The 13,612-nt window shown below is 67.5% G+C and carries 14 protein-coding genes; 3 read left to right on the top strand and 11 right to left on the bottom strand.

The window, feature by feature from the left end; all coding sequences use genetic code 11:
• The 5 genes from AC1DSA_RS19815 to AC1DSA_RS19795 form a co-directional block, all read right to left on the bottom strand.
• A partial coding sequence (locus tag AC1DSA_RS19815; protein ID WP_477892354.1) for an IS481 family transposase occupies window positions 1-940 on the bottom strand: 940 nt, incomplete at its 3' end.
• A gap of 96 nt (window positions 941-1,036) precedes the next feature.
• On the bottom strand, window positions 1,037-1,906 hold the full coding sequence (locus AC1DSA_RS19810; protein WP_477892352.1) for an NAD(P)-dependent oxidoreductase: 870 nt from the start codon (window positions 1,904-1,906) through the stop codon (window positions 1,037-1,039).
• A gap of 68 nt (window positions 1,907-1,974) precedes the next feature.
• Window positions 1,975-3,333, bottom strand: coding sequence for an NAD(P)H-dependent oxidoreductase (locus AC1DSA_RS19805; protein WP_477892350.1), 1,359 nt, complete (start codon window positions 3,331-3,333; stop codon window positions 1,975-1,977).
• The gene (locus AC1DSA_RS19800) at window positions 3,333-4,214 is read right to left on the bottom strand and encodes a phytanoyl-CoA dioxygenase family protein (RefSeq protein ID WP_477892348.1); all 882 of its coding nucleotides are present in this window, start codon (window positions 4,212-4,214) and stop codon (window positions 3,333-3,335) included. The genes AC1DSA_RS19805 and AC1DSA_RS19800 overlap by 1 nt, the downstream gene beginning before the upstream one ends.
• Window positions 4,211-4,903 (bottom strand): GntR family transcriptional regulator, encoded by a 693-nt coding sequence (locus tag AC1DSA_RS19795; protein ID WP_477892346.1) that lies wholly within the window; start codon window positions 4,901-4,903, stop codon window positions 4,211-4,213. Before AC1DSA_RS19795 ends, AC1DSA_RS19800 begins: the two co-directional genes overlap by 4 nt.
• 136 nt (window positions 4,904-5,039) lie before the next feature.
• Here AC1DSA_RS19795 and AC1DSA_RS19790 point away from each other — a divergent pair, with 136 nt between their 5' ends.
• On the top strand, window positions 5,040-5,858 hold the full coding sequence (locus AC1DSA_RS19790) for an alpha/beta hydrolase (RefSeq protein ID WP_477892363.1): 819 nt from the start codon (window positions 5,040-5,042) through the stop codon (window positions 5,856-5,858).
• Window positions 5,859-5,871: 13 nt separating this feature from the next.
• Here the strand turns inward: AC1DSA_RS19790 and AC1DSA_RS19785 are convergent, their stop codons facing one another.
• Window positions 5,872-6,849 carry a GMP reductase gene (locus AC1DSA_RS19785; RefSeq protein WP_477892345.1) on the bottom strand — a complete coding sequence of 326 codons (978 nt, stop codon included), beginning with the start codon at window positions 6,847-6,849 and terminating at the stop codon, window positions 5,872-5,874.
• A gap of 141 nt (window positions 6,850-6,990) precedes the next feature.
• The gene (locus tag AC1DSA_RS19780; RefSeq protein WP_477892343.1) at window positions 6,991-7,650 is read right to left on the bottom strand and encodes a hypothetical protein; all 660 of its coding nucleotides are present in this window, start codon (window positions 7,648-7,650) and stop codon (window positions 6,991-6,993) included.
• 54 nt (window positions 7,651-7,704) lie between these two features.
• On the opposite strand from AC1DSA_RS19780, the gene AC1DSA_RS19775 reads away from it, so the two are divergent.
• Together AC1DSA_RS19775 and AC1DSA_RS19770 are read left to right on the top strand one after the other, a co-directional pair.
• The gene (locus AC1DSA_RS19775; RefSeq protein WP_477892341.1) at window positions 7,705-10,077 is read left to right on the top strand and encodes a UvrD-helicase domain-containing protein; all 2,373 of its coding nucleotides are present in this window, start codon (window positions 7,705-7,707) and stop codon (window positions 10,075-10,077) included.
• 179 nt (window positions 10,078-10,256) lie between these two features.
• Window positions 10,257-10,727, top strand: a complete 471-nt coding sequence (locus AC1DSA_RS19770) for a tetratricopeptide repeat protein (RefSeq protein WP_477892339.1) — start codon at window positions 10,257-10,259, stop codon at window positions 10,725-10,727.
• Between the two features lie 6 nt (window positions 10,728-10,733).
• Here the strand turns inward: AC1DSA_RS19770 and AC1DSA_RS19765 are convergent, their stop codons facing one another.
• The 4 genes from AC1DSA_RS19765 to AC1DSA_RS19750 are packed head-to-tail and all read right to left on the bottom strand — an operon-like array spanning window position 10,734 to window position 13,572.
• Window positions 10,734-11,468: a FecR family protein gene (locus AC1DSA_RS19765; protein WP_477892337.1), complete on the bottom strand. Its 735-nt coding sequence runs from the start codon at window positions 11,466-11,468 to the stop codon at window positions 10,734-10,736.
• Complete coding sequence (locus AC1DSA_RS19760) at window positions 11,465-12,241, bottom strand: BPSS1780 family membrane protein (protein ID WP_477892335.1); 777 nt, start codon at window positions 12,239-12,241, stop codon at window positions 11,465-11,467. The genes AC1DSA_RS19765 and AC1DSA_RS19760 overlap by 4 nt, the downstream gene beginning before the upstream one ends.
• A gap of 40 nt (window positions 12,242-12,281) precedes the next feature.
• Window positions 12,282-13,253 carry a homoserine kinase gene (locus tag AC1DSA_RS19755; RefSeq protein WP_477892333.1) on the bottom strand — a complete coding sequence of 324 codons (972 nt, stop codon included), beginning with the start codon at window positions 13,251-13,253 and terminating at the stop codon, window positions 12,282-12,284.
• Window position 13,254: 1 nt separating this feature from the next.
• The gene (locus tag AC1DSA_RS19750; protein WP_477892331.1) at window positions 13,255-13,572 is read right to left on the bottom strand and encodes a hypothetical protein; all 318 of its coding nucleotides are present in this window, start codon (window positions 13,570-13,572) and stop codon (window positions 13,255-13,257) included.
• Window positions 13,573-13,612: the final 40 nt, after the last annotated feature.

Below are 13,612 nucleotides of genomic sequence, written 5' to 3'. Positions count from 1 at the left end.
GAGTCAAGAGGTTGTTTCTTGACTTGTTGAGTCTGGACATCGGAGCGGCGCCTCCGATGCCCTGATGGGGGCGGTGCCAGTTGTAGTGATGGATCCAGCGATCCAGGGCCGCAGTGCGTTCGCTGGAGTGCCGGTACGCGAAGCCGTAGGCCCACTCCCTGAGGGCGGACTGAATGAACCGTTCGGCCTTGCCGTTCGTTTGCGGCCGGTAGGGGCGAGTGAACTTGTGGCGGACGTCCAGCTCGGCGCAGGTCTGGGCGAACTGCTTGGATCGAAATGCGGAGCCGTTGTCGGTCAGAACGCGCCGGACCTTCACGCCCAGGCTGGCGAAGTAGGCCACTGCATTGCGCAGGAACTGCACGGCCTGTGGCCACTTCTCGTCGGAATGCATGTCGGTAAAGCCGATGCGGGCGTGATCGTCCACGGCTACGAACAGCATCTCCCAGCCAGCCCCGTCGACCGTGTCGCGCCGATTGCCGGTGATGCGGTGCCCCGTTCGCTCGATGCGCCCAAGCTTCTTGGTGTCAATATGCAGCATGTCTCCAGGTGCTGCGTGCTCGTAGCGGCGAATCGGTTCGGCCGGCTGCAGATCCTCCAGCCGGGACAAGCCCGCGCGAGCAAGCACGCGACTCACGGTGCTCTTGGAGATCCCCAGGGCCGCTGCGATACGGGCTTGCGTCAGCCGCCTGCGACGTAGCTCGACAACCGCCAATGCCGTGGTCGCATCAATGGAGCGTGGCGAAGAGGCCGGGCGCGAGGACGCATCCACAAGGCCAGGCTCGCCAAACGCCAGGTATCGGCCAAGCCATTTGCGCGCGGTGGGCGCGGTCACGCCCTGCTGGTCGGCGGCATCCGGGGCGCTCAGGCCGCGCAGAGTCATGGCTTGAACCATTTCGAGACGACGGGCCAACGTCAGTCTGGCATTCTTGTGAATGTTCATCTGGTTGAGTTCCTTGAGTAAGACGGGGGGTTTGGCGATTCCCAGTCTCTCAAACTCAACTCAGATGGACAGATACAACCTATTGGACCTTCACAGCTAGCGCAGGCCGTTGCGGGAGGCGAGCTCCACGAACAGCCCGGAATGGTCCAGGTCGGTGAGGCCGTGCTCGGCGGCGGCTGCGTACAGCTGTTCGAAAAGGGCGGTCACGGGCGCTTCGAAGCCGATCTCCTCCGCCGTAGCCAGCGCATTGCGCATGTCCTTCAGCTGCACTGAAATCTTGGCGCGCGGCGCGAAGTCACGCTCCACCATGCGCTGGCCATGCAGCTGCAGGATGCGGCTGTCGGCGAAGCCGCCGGTGATGGCCTCCCGCACCTTCGCCATGTCGGCGCCCCCTTTGGCGCACAGCAGCAGGGCCTCGGCGACGGCGCCGATGGTGATGCCGACGATCATCTGGTTGGCCAGCTTGGCGAGTTCGCCGGCGCCGCTCGGGCCCACGTGGGTCGCGCGGCCCAGCACCTTGAAGATCGGCTCGGCGCGTTCGAAGTCCGCGGCCTTGCCGCCCACCATGATCGCCAGCGTCCCGTTCTCCGCACCCACCGTGCCGCCGGAGACCGGTGCGTCCAGCTGGTGCACGCCGCGCTCACTGAGTCCAGCCGCATGGTCCCGCGCTTCTCGCGGCTGAATGGAGGCCATGTCGATGAAGAGCGTGCCGCCCCGCATGGCGTCGGCCGCGCGCTGGCGGAACAGCACTTCCTCGATCACCGGACCGCTCTCCAGCATGCAGACCACGACCTCTGCGTCCTTCACCGCCTCGGCGGCGCCCGCGTGGACCGTGGCGCCGAAAGACGCCAGGCGCTCGGCCTTCTCGCGGCTGCGATTCCAGGCGTGCACGGTGTGGCCGGCTTCGCACAGGCGCCGGGCCATGGGAAAGCCCATGAGGCCGGTGCCGAGGACGGCGATCTGCATGGCGGTCTCCTTCGTTCGGAAATGGAAAAGGGCCGCCCATCATGGCGGCCCCTCGGCTCAGCTGCCTGTCACGCGGCTTTCAGCACGGGTGATGCAAAGAGCGACTCCATCTCGCGGCGGATCTTGTAGGCATGGGTGCCGGTGTCCATGGCCACGTCGTTCCAGCTGAGGCTTTGGCCCTTCTTCACGGGGCGCACGAGCTTCACATCGTGCGCCAGCCCGAGCGGCAGTCCCCCCATGCGCATGGAGGCCTCCGCGGGCAGCAGCTTGCCCCAGACGGTGTAGCCGCCTTCGCCGTCGAGAACCTCGCCCGGCTGCAGGTCGCGCTTGGCCGTCGCGACCACGTCCGCGTTCCAGCAAGTTGCCACGCCCGTGGCCTCGCCGCGCAGCGCCACGCTCGCCACCGACACGCCGACCTCGAGGCCGATGAGGTGCCAGCGCTTGTAGAGCGTGAAGTAGCGGCCGCTGGGATCGGTGTGGGCCTTGTATTCCTCGAAGCAGTTCTTGATGTACTCGGTCTCCGCTTCGACCGTCACCCACACGCCCATGCGGATCTCGTAGGGGATGCTGCGGCCATCGGTTTCCAGGGAAGAGATCACCTCCACCATGCCCTTGCGTTCCAGCACGCCGCCTTCGCTCTTCGGTCGCGTGACGTACGGGATGTCCGCGATGCTCGCGGGCGGATAGAGCAGGCCGTTGCTCGGCACGGCGAGTCCGGTTGCGTTCGCCACGGCGGTGCTTTCGATGGAAGGCTTGGAGCCGTCGAGGAAGCTGTTGAACATCTTGGGATTGAGGCCGCCGCGCTTGGCCTGCTCCGGCGTCAGTCCCCAGTTGTTCCACACCGTGTCGGGCGTCGATTCGCTGAAGTGCGGCAGCCACTTGTGGCCGCGGCCCGCCGCCACCACCGGGAAGCCGCAGGTGCGCGCCCAGTCGACGAGGTCGCAGATCAGCGCCGGCTGGTCGCCGAAAGCCAGCGAATACAGCACGCCGGCTTCCGCCGCCTTGCGCGCCAGCAACGGGCCACAGAAGGCGTCCGCCTCCACGGTCACGTTCACGACGTGCTTGCCGTTGGCGAAGGCTTCCAGGCAGTGGTCGACCGCGGCGATGGGGTGGCCGGTGCACTCCACCACGATGTCGATGGCGGGATGGCGCACCAGCGCCTGCCAGTCGGCGCCGACATGGGTCGCTCCCGTCTTCAAGGCCTCGTCGATGCTGGATGCCTGCGCGCGCTCCGCCTTCCAACCCACCCGCGCGAGGTTCGCCTTGGCGTTATCGGGTGAGAGGTCCGCGATCGCGGCGAGGTGCACCCCGGGCGTGCGCGGCACCTGTGCGAGGTACATGGATCCGAACTTGCCGGCGCCGATCAGGCCGATGCGCACCGGCTTGCCTTGCGCGGCGCGTTGCTGGAGTTTGGCGTGGAGGGACATCAGGCGGCTTCCTTGAACTGGTCGATGGGATCGGAGGATGTGACGAGTGCGCTGGCGGGCATGCCGTTCTTCCAGGGCAGGTCGACCGGGTAGGGCTTGCGCAGGCAGTCGTCCGGCAGGCAGTGGATGGGCGCGAAATCGCGGTGCGCGATGTACTCGGGCCGCTTGAAGCGGCGGATGTGGTTGGAGACGGCGCACAGGCTCAGGTACACGCTCACCCGGTTCCAGGGGGACAGGTTGCTGCTGGAGGCGTGCACCAGGCAGCTGTGGAACACGATCATGGAACCTGCGGGACCCTTCGGGCTCACGATGCCGCCGTCCTTGCCACCAGCGCGCTCCACCAATGCCGCGATCAATTCATTGCTCACGGTCCACAGTGGATAGCTGGTGGTGGTGAGGTCGTGCTTCGCCTGCACCACGCCCTTCTTGTGGCTGCCCGGGATGAACATCAGCGGCCCGTTGTACTCGTTCACGTCGTCCAGGAAGATGGCGACGTTCATCGCCCGCTCGGTGGGCATCAGGTCGTCGTTCAGCCAGGTGCCGTAGTCCTGGTGCCATTGCCAGACGTCGCCCTCGAACGCCATCTTTCCGTTGATCTTGAACTGGTGCATGTACACGTCTTCGCCGAAGAGGTCCACCACCGGCTCCACCATCCGCGGATGGCGGGCGAGCCGCGCGAAGGGCTCGCTGTACATGTGCGCCGCGAAGTTGGTGCGCACGGCGTCGCTGTCCTTCTCTCGCACGTTGTACGCCTCGCGGCGGCCGTACAGCTCCGGCACGGCGCTGGTCAGCACCCGGGTCTCGTCGGGTGAGAACAGGCCGGGGAAGAAGAGGTAACCCTCGCGGTCGAACTGCGCGAGTTGCTGCTTGCTCAGTCTCATGGGCGTCTCCTGGGGTCGGGTTCGGATTGCTGGAGGACGAGGGCCAGCCGGGCGCCGAGCGTTTCGCTGGCGTGCAGGCTGTGCTCCTCGATCAGGCGGGCGGCGGCGTCGGCATCGCCTTTGGCGATCGCGCGCGCGATCGCATCGTGTTCGTCCCAGACGGCCTCGCGCTGACCCATCTGCAGCAGCACCGCGCCCATCACGCGGCGCAGGTGGTGCCAGTGCAGTCGCGCGGTCTCGCCGATCAAGGGGTTGCCTGCTGCTTCGTACAGGGCCTGGTGGAAGGCGAAGTCGGCGTCGATCATGGCCATCACGTCATCGCCCAGGGTCGCCCGCCGGCCGGCCCGCAGCAGGGCGGGATCGATGCGGAGTCGGCGCTGCGCCGCCAGGCGGGCGGCCAGGGCGTCGAGCGCGCCGCGCACCTGGTACAGGTCACGCACGCGCTGGGGGTCCAGTGGAGCGACTTGCAGGCCGCGCCCGGGCGCGTCTTGCAAGAAGCCATCCTTCTTCAGCAGCCGCAGCGCCTGCAACACCGGCTGGCGCGAAACCGCCAGCTGGTGTGCGATCTCCTCCTGCGTCACGCGTTCGCCCGCTGCGAGCGAGCCTGCCGTGATGGCGTCCATCAAGCTTCGATACACCCGGTCGACGAGATCGGGCGAAGCTTCGAGTTGCAGGAGCTGGGCGGCCATGGCGTCGAAGTCTGTATACGGAATACAGTGCTGTCAACGCCAAAAACCTCACTGGAGGCCTGGACAACCTGTGACAAGATGTTGCAAGTGCATGGACAGGAGAAGAGCTTTGCGTGACGCAGCCTGGTACGACGCGATGTACAACAACCGGGCGCTCGTGCCCGAACACCCGGCGTTCTTCGCCCGCTGGGACGAAGAATCGGCCCGTGCGCGTGCCGGCAATGCCTGCCATCTGGACCTGCGCTATGGCGAGGGCGAGGGGGAAGTGCTGGATGTCTTCCCTGCGCCGAGCGGGGATGCCCCCGTGCTCATCTTCATCCACGGCGGGTATTGGCGCTCGCTCGACAAGGCCGGCCATTCCTTCATCGCTCCGGCCTTCACGAGAGATGGGGCGTGCGTCGTGTTGCCCAACTACGCGCTCTGCCCGGCCGTGACCGTGCCCCACATCACGCTACAGGCGGCGCGGGCGGTGGCATGGACCTGGCACAACATCGCCCGGTTCGGCGGTGACCGCCGGCGCATCGTCGTCGCAGGCCATTCCGCCGGCGGCCAGCTCGCCGCCATGATGCTGGCGTGCCTGTGGCCGCAGCTCGATGCCGCCATGCCGCGCGACGCCGTCCGTGCCGCGCTCGCAATCTCGGGCTTGCACGATCTCGATCCGATCCTGCGCACCAGCTTCCTGCAGCCGACCCTCCAGTTGACGCCGCAGCAGGTGGCCCAGGCCAGTCCGGCGCGCCTGCCGCCCCCGCGAAGCGGCACGCTCTACACCGTGGCTGGTGGCGACGAGAGCACGGAGTTCCATCGCCAGAACCGGCTGATCCAGGACGCCTGGGGCGCGCGGCGCGTGCCCGTGTGCGAACTGCTGCCGGGCCTGGACCACTTCAGCGTGGTCGATGCGCTGGTCGAGCCGAGCCATCGGCTGCACCAGCTGGCGCTGGACCTGCTGCGGGCCTGAGCCCGCAGGAGCGTCACATCAGCAGGTGTTCCCCGGCGTTGTCGCCGCCGAGGATCACGTAGTTCACCTTCCGGATGTCGGCCAGCTTGGTGCCGCCGGCGTAGCTGATCGAGCTTTGCAGGTCTTCCTGCATCTCGCGCAGCGTGTCGGGCAGCTTGCCCTTCACGGGCTCGAGGATCCGCTTGCCCTCCACGTGCTTGTACTCGCCCTTGTTGAAGTCGGAGGCGCTGCCGTAGTACTCCTTGTACAGGCGGCCATCCACTTCCACGGTCTGGCCGGGCGATTCCTCGTGGCCGGCGAGCATGGAGCCCACCATCACCATGGTCGCGCCGAAGCGGATGCTCTTGGCAATGTCGCCGTGCTCGCGGATGCCGCCGTCGGCAATGATCGGCTTGGTCGCCACGCGGGCGCACCACTTGAGCGCTGACAGTTGCCAGCCGCCCGTGCCGAAGCCGGTCTTCATGCGGGTGATGCACACCTTGCCCGGGCCGATGCCCACCTTGGTGGCGTCGGCGCCCCAGTTTTCCAGGTCGATGATCGCCTCAGGCGTACCGACGTTGCCGGCGATGACGAAGGTCTGCGGCAGCTTCGCCTTCAGGTGCGTGATCATGTTCTTCACGGTGTCGGCATGGCCGTGCGCGATGTCGATGGTCACGAATTCCGGGGCCAGGCCCTCGGCAGCGAGCTTGTCCACTGTGGCGTAGTCAGCCTCTTTCACGCCGACCGAAATGGAAGCGAACGCGCCGTGCTCCTTCATCATCCGCACGAACTTGACGTTGTCCAGGGCGAAGCGGTGCATCACGTAGAAGTAGCCGTTCTGGGCCAGCCAGAGGCAGATCTTCTCGTCCACCACCGTCTTCATGTTGGCGGGCACCACCGGCAGCTTGAAGCGGCGGCCGCCGAACTCCATCGACGGGTCGCATTCCGAGCGGCTTTCCACGCGGCACTTGCGGGGCAGCAGCAGCACTTTGTCGTAGTCGAAGATTTCCATTTCCAGGCTCCGGAAAACTGTTGAAGAACAGGTGAGCGCTTGGACTGGCGGGCCGGTGCCTGGGAGGCGGAGCTCCAAAAGCAAACCGGGCGCTCGCACAATGGCTTGGGCCCGGTGATTGATTCTACGGCGCGGCCGCCCCTAGGGACATTCGGTTCGGCGGATAGCCCTGATATGGCCGCGCGCATCCTGCAGGATCGCCACCAGACTCAGCCGGTCGGGCTTTGCGCCCTCGTGGATCTGCATGGCGCGCGTTTCCGCCAGCGCGCCCGGCGCACGGCCCGCCGCCTTGTCCCAGTCGGGCCGGAACACGTTGCGCACCAGGTTGCGCGCCACCGGGCTTCCTTCGGCGCCGGCCGGCAGGTTTTCCACCAGCAGCAGCCAGGCATTCCAGGCCTCGCGGCCGGGCTGCTTCAGCTCGATGGTGGTCCCCACGTAGTCGTTGACCGGGACTCCCTGGGCGACTCGCAGGGCGACCGTGCTTCCCCCCCGGACGCTGCCAACGGCCGAGCTGCGCTCCGGCGCCGTCTTCCCCAGGGCGAGCAGGCGGTCCAGGGCGTCCTGGCTTGCCACGGCCGACAGAGGCGCGTCGTCGCCCGAGCGGCCGGGCAGGATCCAGTCGAGCACCACCGTGTTGGCAGCGGGCTCCGGCGTGCGGGGATCGCGCCAGCAGGCCTCGCAGTCGGCACTCACAAAGCGTTCCAGAACGGCTTGCGGCTGCGGCACCTGGTCGCTGGTGCACAGCGCGCGTGCGGCGAGCGGCAGCGCGAGAACGAGGACGGCGAAGGGGCGAAACGGCACAGCTTGTCGATTGCGTGGCGGCGGATCGGTTCCGCCGGCTTCCTACAATGCCACATGTTCCCAGACGTCGCCGCCGAATCCCCGCTGCTGCAGCACCTCAACCCCGAGCAGCGCGCCGCCGTCACGCTGCCCAACGAGCACGCGCTGATCCTCGCGGGCGCCGGCTCCGGCAAAACGCGGGTGCTCACCACGCGGATCGCCTGGCTGCTGGCCACCGGGCAGATCGGTCCGGGCAATGTCATCGCCGTCACCTTCACCAACAAGGCGGCCAAGGAGATGATGACGCGGCTGACGGCGATGCTGCCGGTCAACGTCCGCGGCATGTGGATCGGCACCTTCCACGGCCTGTGCAACCGCTTCCTTCGCGCGCATTACAAGCTCGCCAACCTGCCGCAGAGCTTCCAGATCCTGGACACGCAGGACCAGCTGTCGGCGATCAAGCGCCTGATGAAGCAGCACAACGTGGACGACGAACGCTTCCCGGCCAAGGAGACGCAGTGGTCCATCGCCGGCTGGAAGGAGGAAGGGCTGCGTCCCAACATGGTGGAGACGCGCACCGAGGAGGACCGTCGCAAGGTCGAGATCTACCAGCTCTACGAGGAGCAGTGCCAGCGCGAAGGCGTAGTCGACTTCGCCGAGCTGATGCTGCGCAGCTACGAGCTGCTCCGCGACAACGACCCGATCCGCGAGCACTATCGCCGCCGTTTCCACCACATCCTGATCGACGAGTTCCAGGACACCAACAAGCTTCAGTACGCCTGGATCAAGATGTTCGCGGGCGAGGGCAACTCGGTGTTCGCGGTCGGCGACGACGACCAGAGCATCTATGCCTTTCGCGGCGCGCGGGTGGGCAACATGGCGGATTTCGTGCGCGAGTTCAGCGTGCGCCACCAGATCAAGCTGGAACAGAACTACCGCAGCTTCAGCAACATCCTGGACTCCGCCAATGCGCTGATCGCGCACAACAAGACCCGGCTGGGCAAGAACCTGCGCACGGACCAGGGGCCCGGCGAACCGGTTCGCGTGTACGAGGCGCCGACCGACATGGCCGAGTCCCAGTGGCTGGTGGAGGAGGTCCGCCAGCTGGTGCGCGACGACATACCGCGGCATGAAGTCGCGGTGCTCTATCGCAGCAACGCGCAAAGCCGGGTGATCGAGACGGCGCTGTTCAACGCGGCGGTGCCCTACCGCGTCTATGGCGGCCTGCGCTTCTTCGAGCGCGCCGAGATCAAGCACGCGCTGTCGTACTTGCGGCTGCTGGAGAACCCGAACGACGACACCAGCTTCATCCGGGTGGTGAATTTCCCGGCGCGCGGCATCGGCGCGCGCACGATCGAGCAGCTGCAGGATGCCGCGCGCGCGGCGGGGAGTTCGCTGCACGACGCGGTGAAGTCCACCACGGGGAAGGCGGGGGCCAACCTCGCCGCGTTCGTTCAGAGGATCGATGCTATGCGCGCCGAGACCGATGGCCTGACGCTGCGCGAGATCATCGAGGTGATGCTGCAGCGAAGCGGCCTCATCGATCACTACAAGGCCGAGCGGGACGGCGCCGATCGCGTCGAGAACCTGGAGGAACTGGTGAACGCCGCCGAGAGCTTCGTCACGCAGGAAGGCTTCGGGCGCGACGCGGTGGCGCTTCCGATCGATGAACTGGGCCCCGCGGTGTTGCGCCAGTCGCCGGCGAGCCAGGGGCTGGACCCCAGCCTGCCGGAAGTGAACGAACCGGCCCCGGACTACGTGCCGCCCGACGCGGAGACGGGCGAGACGCTGTCGCCGCTGGCCGCCTTCCTCACGCATGCGGCCCTGGAATCCGGCGACAACCAGGCGCAGGCCGGCCAGGATGCGGTGCAGCTGATGACGGTGCACGCCGCCAAGGGCCTCGAGTTCGATTGCGTGTTCGTCACGGGGCTGGAAGAGGGACTCTTTCCCAGCGAGCGGTCGCTGGCCGACTACGAAGGCCTGGAGGAAGAGCGGCGCCTGATGTACGTGGCGATCACCCGCGCGCGCAAGCGCCTGTACCTCAGCCACTCGCAGACGCGGCTGCTGCATGGCCAGACCCGCTACAACGTCAAGAGCCGTTTCTTCGAGGAACTGCCGGAGGCGGCCCTGAAGTGGCTCACGCCGAAAAACCAGAGCTTCGGCGGCTCCGCCTTCGGTTTCGGCATGGGCTACCCGAGCACGCGCAGCACAGGCTATTCAAGCCAGGGGCGCAGCGAGACATTCGCGAACCCTCCGGTGCCGGCGCAGCGGGCGGAGCCCGCGCACGGGCTCAGGGCGGGCATGAAGGTGTTTCACACGAAGTTCGGCGAGGGCACGGTGCTCACCCTGGAGGGCACGGGACAGGATGCCCGCGCGCAGATCAATTTTCCCCGGCATGGCCACAAGTGGCTGGCGCTGTCGGTGGCCAAGCTCACTCCGGTCACCTGAGCGCGACGCTTTAGCTCCCGTAGTCCCAGTCGGCATCTGCCGGGCCTTCAGGTCGCTGTGGATGAAATTGTCATGACGACTCATAACCGCCCCATCGGCATTTCCCCCTCGTTTGACGGGCAAATTCCGGACAAGGACACTCGCAGCGCATCGGCATTCACGCCGCCGGAGTTCTCCCCATGAAAACCTCGATCGCGCTCAGCGCTTTCCTGCTCGCCGCCGGCGCCGCTTGCGCCGCCGACACGCCAGGGGCCAATCCCAGCGTGCCGCAGCCATCGGTGCAGGAGCGCCTGGCGAACGCGCGCAAGGCCGTGGATCGCAAGGACTGGAGCACCGCGCAGCGCGAGCTGACGGTGGTCGTGCGCGAGGCGCCGCAGAACGCGGACGCTCACAACCTCCTGGGCTACACCTACCGCAAGCGCGGCTCGCCGGACATGGCCAGGGCCTACGAGCACTACGACATGGCGCTCAAGATCGACCCGCGGCACAAGGGCGCACGCGAATACCTGGGCGAGGCCTACCTGGTGGACCGGCGGCTGCCCGACGCGGAGCGGCAGCTGGTGGAGCTGGAGAAGATCTGCGGCGGGCCGGCCTGCGAGGAATACCGCGACCTGGCGAAGTCGATCGCCGAATACAAGGCCAGGCCGTAGGCGCCGCTAGCGGGCGAGCGGATGCGGTTGCGGATCGAGCGACCCGCTGCCGTCCCTGGCGCCCTTGCGGCCCAGGATCTGCCATGCGGTGCGTTCGTTCACCAGCGCCGCGACTTTCTCCACCTCCTCGTCGGAGTGGTTGATCGCCGGCGCGGGCGTCAGCAGGCGGCCGTTGACGGGATCAGGTTCGCCCCAGAAGGCCTGGTGGTACTGCGCCGAAGAAGTCACCCGCTCCGCGCCTGAAGACACGTCGACGATGCCGTAGCAGTTGCAGAAGTAGCTGCGGCCTCCGGGCGCCACCTCCGCGTAGGTTCCGGTGCCGCGGATGCCGGCGGTGAGCCCGGGCAGCACGAGCTGCCGGTGGCTGCCGCGACTCCAGGCGCTCACGACCCCGCCCGCCAGCAGGCGCAGCACGCTCACCGACATCAGCGTGGCGCCCCGCTCCATGGCCAGGCGTGAGTTCTGGCGCACCAGGAAAGAGGCGTTGCCCATCACGAACATCAGCTGGCTGTCCGGACCGGTCTCGATCCGGTCGCTGGTCTGGACCGATTGCCCCTGCCGCAGGCGCTGCCCGTTGAGCAGCACGTCTCCCAGCAGTTCCACGACGTTGCCGCGCTGCTGTGCATGGGCTGCCGCCAGGCCGCCCAGCGCGGTCCAGGCGGCGGCGGCCTGCAGGAAGCCGCGTCGGCGGAACCAGAGCAGTTCGCCGTCGCTGCGACCTTGCAGCACGTGGCGTGTCACGGCGTGCCGCCCTCCGCGGGTGCGATGGGCACCGTGTCTTCGTCGCCGTCCGCACGGAAGCTGTCGCGGAACGTGAAATAGAGCGAGGTGGTGAACATCGCGACCAGCAGCAACACGGTCGGCATCATGATGCTCTTGGCCGCGGTCGCGCCGCCCACCATCAGCCCGATCGTGCTGAACACGAAGCCAACGGCCAGGAACAGGGCAACCCAGGCGAAGCCGTACATCAGCATCGCGCCTGCGTTGCGCAGGCAGGCCACCGCGCTGAAGAACAGGCTCTTCACCGGCGACACGCCGTGCCAGTGCACCAGCGCCGGCGCATGCCAGAACAGCACCACCAGCGGGGAGTGCAGCAGCAGGATGATCAGCGTGCGCGCGTCGACCTGCGGTGCCTGGGCCTCCGTGGCGGGCTGGCCGGCGATCAATGTGCCGAGCAGTGTGGCGACCAGCGAACCCGCCATGTACATCGCGCCCAGCACCAGCATGGCCCGCGCGCGCTGCCGCCCGGCGCGGAACGCGCTGATCAGGACGGTGGGCATCGGAAAGCGCCCGCTTTCCGCCTCGGCCGTCGCGGCCATCAGGCCCAAAGTGGCCGCCGGCACCAGCATCGCGCCCAGCACGATGCCCAGAAACGGAATCTGCGAGATCACCAGCACCGCGGCCATGTACATGAAGAACAGCCCCGTGAGCGCCAGCGGCTGCTTCAGGAAGGTCTTGACCCCGAGCTTCACCCACAGGATGCCGGTGCGGGCGGGAACGATATTGAGCTTCACGAATTGAATTTACCCGATGCGCGCGACGGGCCTGGCCGCGTCAGGGGCTCGCGGCCGGAACGGGCTGCGCCACGCGCTGCCGCAGCACGCGTTCGAAGTGGGAGGGATCGTGCGGCTTCAGCAGCGAAGCTTCGCGCGGGAGGTGGAAGTCCCACAGGCGGGAAATCCAGAAACGCAGAGCCCCGGCACGCAGCATGGCGGGCAACAGGGTGCGCTCGGCGGCGGTCAGGGGACGCACCGCGCCGTACGCCTGCACGAAGGCGCGCGCGCGTTCGGGGTCGTGTGCCCCCGTGGCCAGGTCCACGGCCCAGTCGTTCAGGCACACGGCGAGGTCGAACAGCCAGCTGTCCACCCCGGCGAAGTAGAAGTCGAAGAAACCGGTCAGGCGACCGTCCTCGAACATCACGTTGTCGCGGAACAGGTCGGCGTGCACCGGTCCGCGGGGGAGCGCGGCGTAGGCGGAACCGGCGGCGACGTGGTTCTGGAAGGCAAGTTCGCCGCGCAGCAGCGCGGACTGCTCGGGCGTGACGAAGGGCAGGACCACCGGCACCGTTTCGTTCCACCACGCCAGACCGCGCAGGTTGGGCTGGTGACGGTTGTAGTCGCGCCCGGCCAGGTGCATGCGCGCCAGTGCGGCGCCGACCTGCGCGCAATGGTCCGGTCCGGGCGCCAGTTCGTGCTTGCCCGCGAGCTTGTTGACCAGCGCGGCCGGCTTGCCGCAGAGCCTGTGCAGGATGTCGCCGTTCTGGTCGCCCTGCGGGTCCGGCACCGGCACGCCGTGCTGCGCCAGGTGCTTCATCAGGTGGAGGTAGAAGGGCAGCTGCTCGAAAGTCAGCCGTTCGAACAGCGTCAGCACGTACTCGCGCCGGCCGAACATGTCCTCGGCGGTGACGAAGTAGTTGGTGTTCTCGATGCCGCTCTGGATGCCGCGCAGCTCGCGCAGTTCGCCCAGGTTCAGGGCACGCAGCAGCGTGCTCGCCTCGTCCTCCGAGACCTCGGTGAAGACCGCCATGTCAGAAGCCGAATACGTTCCAGACGCGCTGCTTGCGGTCGGCGAAACCGTCCCGGCTTTCGGCGGGGCGGCTGCGGGCGAGATCGCTTGGCTGCATCTCGTAGGCCGGCACGTTCGCCTTCGGCTGCACCGTCACGCTTTGCGTCTGGCCGCCCACGCGGACCTCGTCGATGGTGTTGCCGCCGTCCTCGACGTGGATGCGCTCCACCTTCTGGTTCTTGCGGGGCTCGCCAATGGGTTCGCGCGCGATGGGCGCCTGCGCCTGGGCCAGGGCGGACAAGGGCAACAGGACGGCAAGCAGCATCGGCAGGAGGCGCATGGCCGGATTGTAGGCGCTGCGGTCGCGCTTCCCGCGCCGG

This window comes from Ramlibacter sp. P4_H7, from assembly GCF_056400765.1.
The sequence above is the reverse complement of the archived record's forward strand: the minus strand, read 5'-3'. Positions and strand labels throughout refer to the sequence as shown.

Bases quoted from the DNA above. Each gene is read 5' to 3' on its own strand.
- AC1DSA_RS19810 (WP_477892352.1), bottom strand. From the start codon at position 1,906: ATGCAGATCGCCGTCCTCGGCACCGGCCTCATGGGCTTTCCCATGGCC.
- AC1DSA_RS19805 (WP_477892350.1), bottom strand. From the start codon at position 3,333: ATGTCCCTCCACGCCAAACTCCAGCAACGCGCCGCGCAAGGCAAGCCG.
- AC1DSA_RS19800 (WP_477892348.1), bottom strand. From the start codon at position 4,214: ATGAGACTGAGCAAGCAGCAACTCGCGCAGTTCGACCGCGAGGGTTAC.
- AC1DSA_RS19795 (WP_477892346.1), bottom strand. From the start codon at position 4,903: ATGGCCGCCCAGCTCCTGCAACTCGAAGCTTCGCCCGATCTCGTCGAC.
- AC1DSA_RS19790 (WP_477892363.1), top strand. From the start codon at position 5,040: ATGTACAACAACCGGGCGCTCGTGCCCGAACACCCGGCGTTCTTCGCC.
- AC1DSA_RS19785 (WP_477892345.1), bottom strand. From the start codon at position 6,849: ATGGAAATCTTCGACTACGACAAAGTGCTGCTGCTGCCCCGCAAGTGC.
- AC1DSA_RS19775 (WP_477892341.1), top strand. From the start codon at position 7,705: ATGTTCCCAGACGTCGCCGCCGAATCCCCGCTGCTGCAGCACCTCAAC.
- AC1DSA_RS19770 (WP_477892339.1), top strand. From the start codon at position 10,257: ATGAAAACCTCGATCGCGCTCAGCGCTTTCCTGCTCGCCGCCGGCGCC.
- AC1DSA_RS19755 (WP_477892333.1), bottom strand. From the start codon at position 13,253: ATGGCGGTCTTCACCGAGGTCTCGGAGGACGAGGCGAGCACGCTGCTG.
- AC1DSA_RS19750 (WP_477892331.1), bottom strand. From the start codon at position 13,572: ATGCGCCTCCTGCCGATGCTGCTTGCCGTCCTGTTGCCCTTGTCCGCC.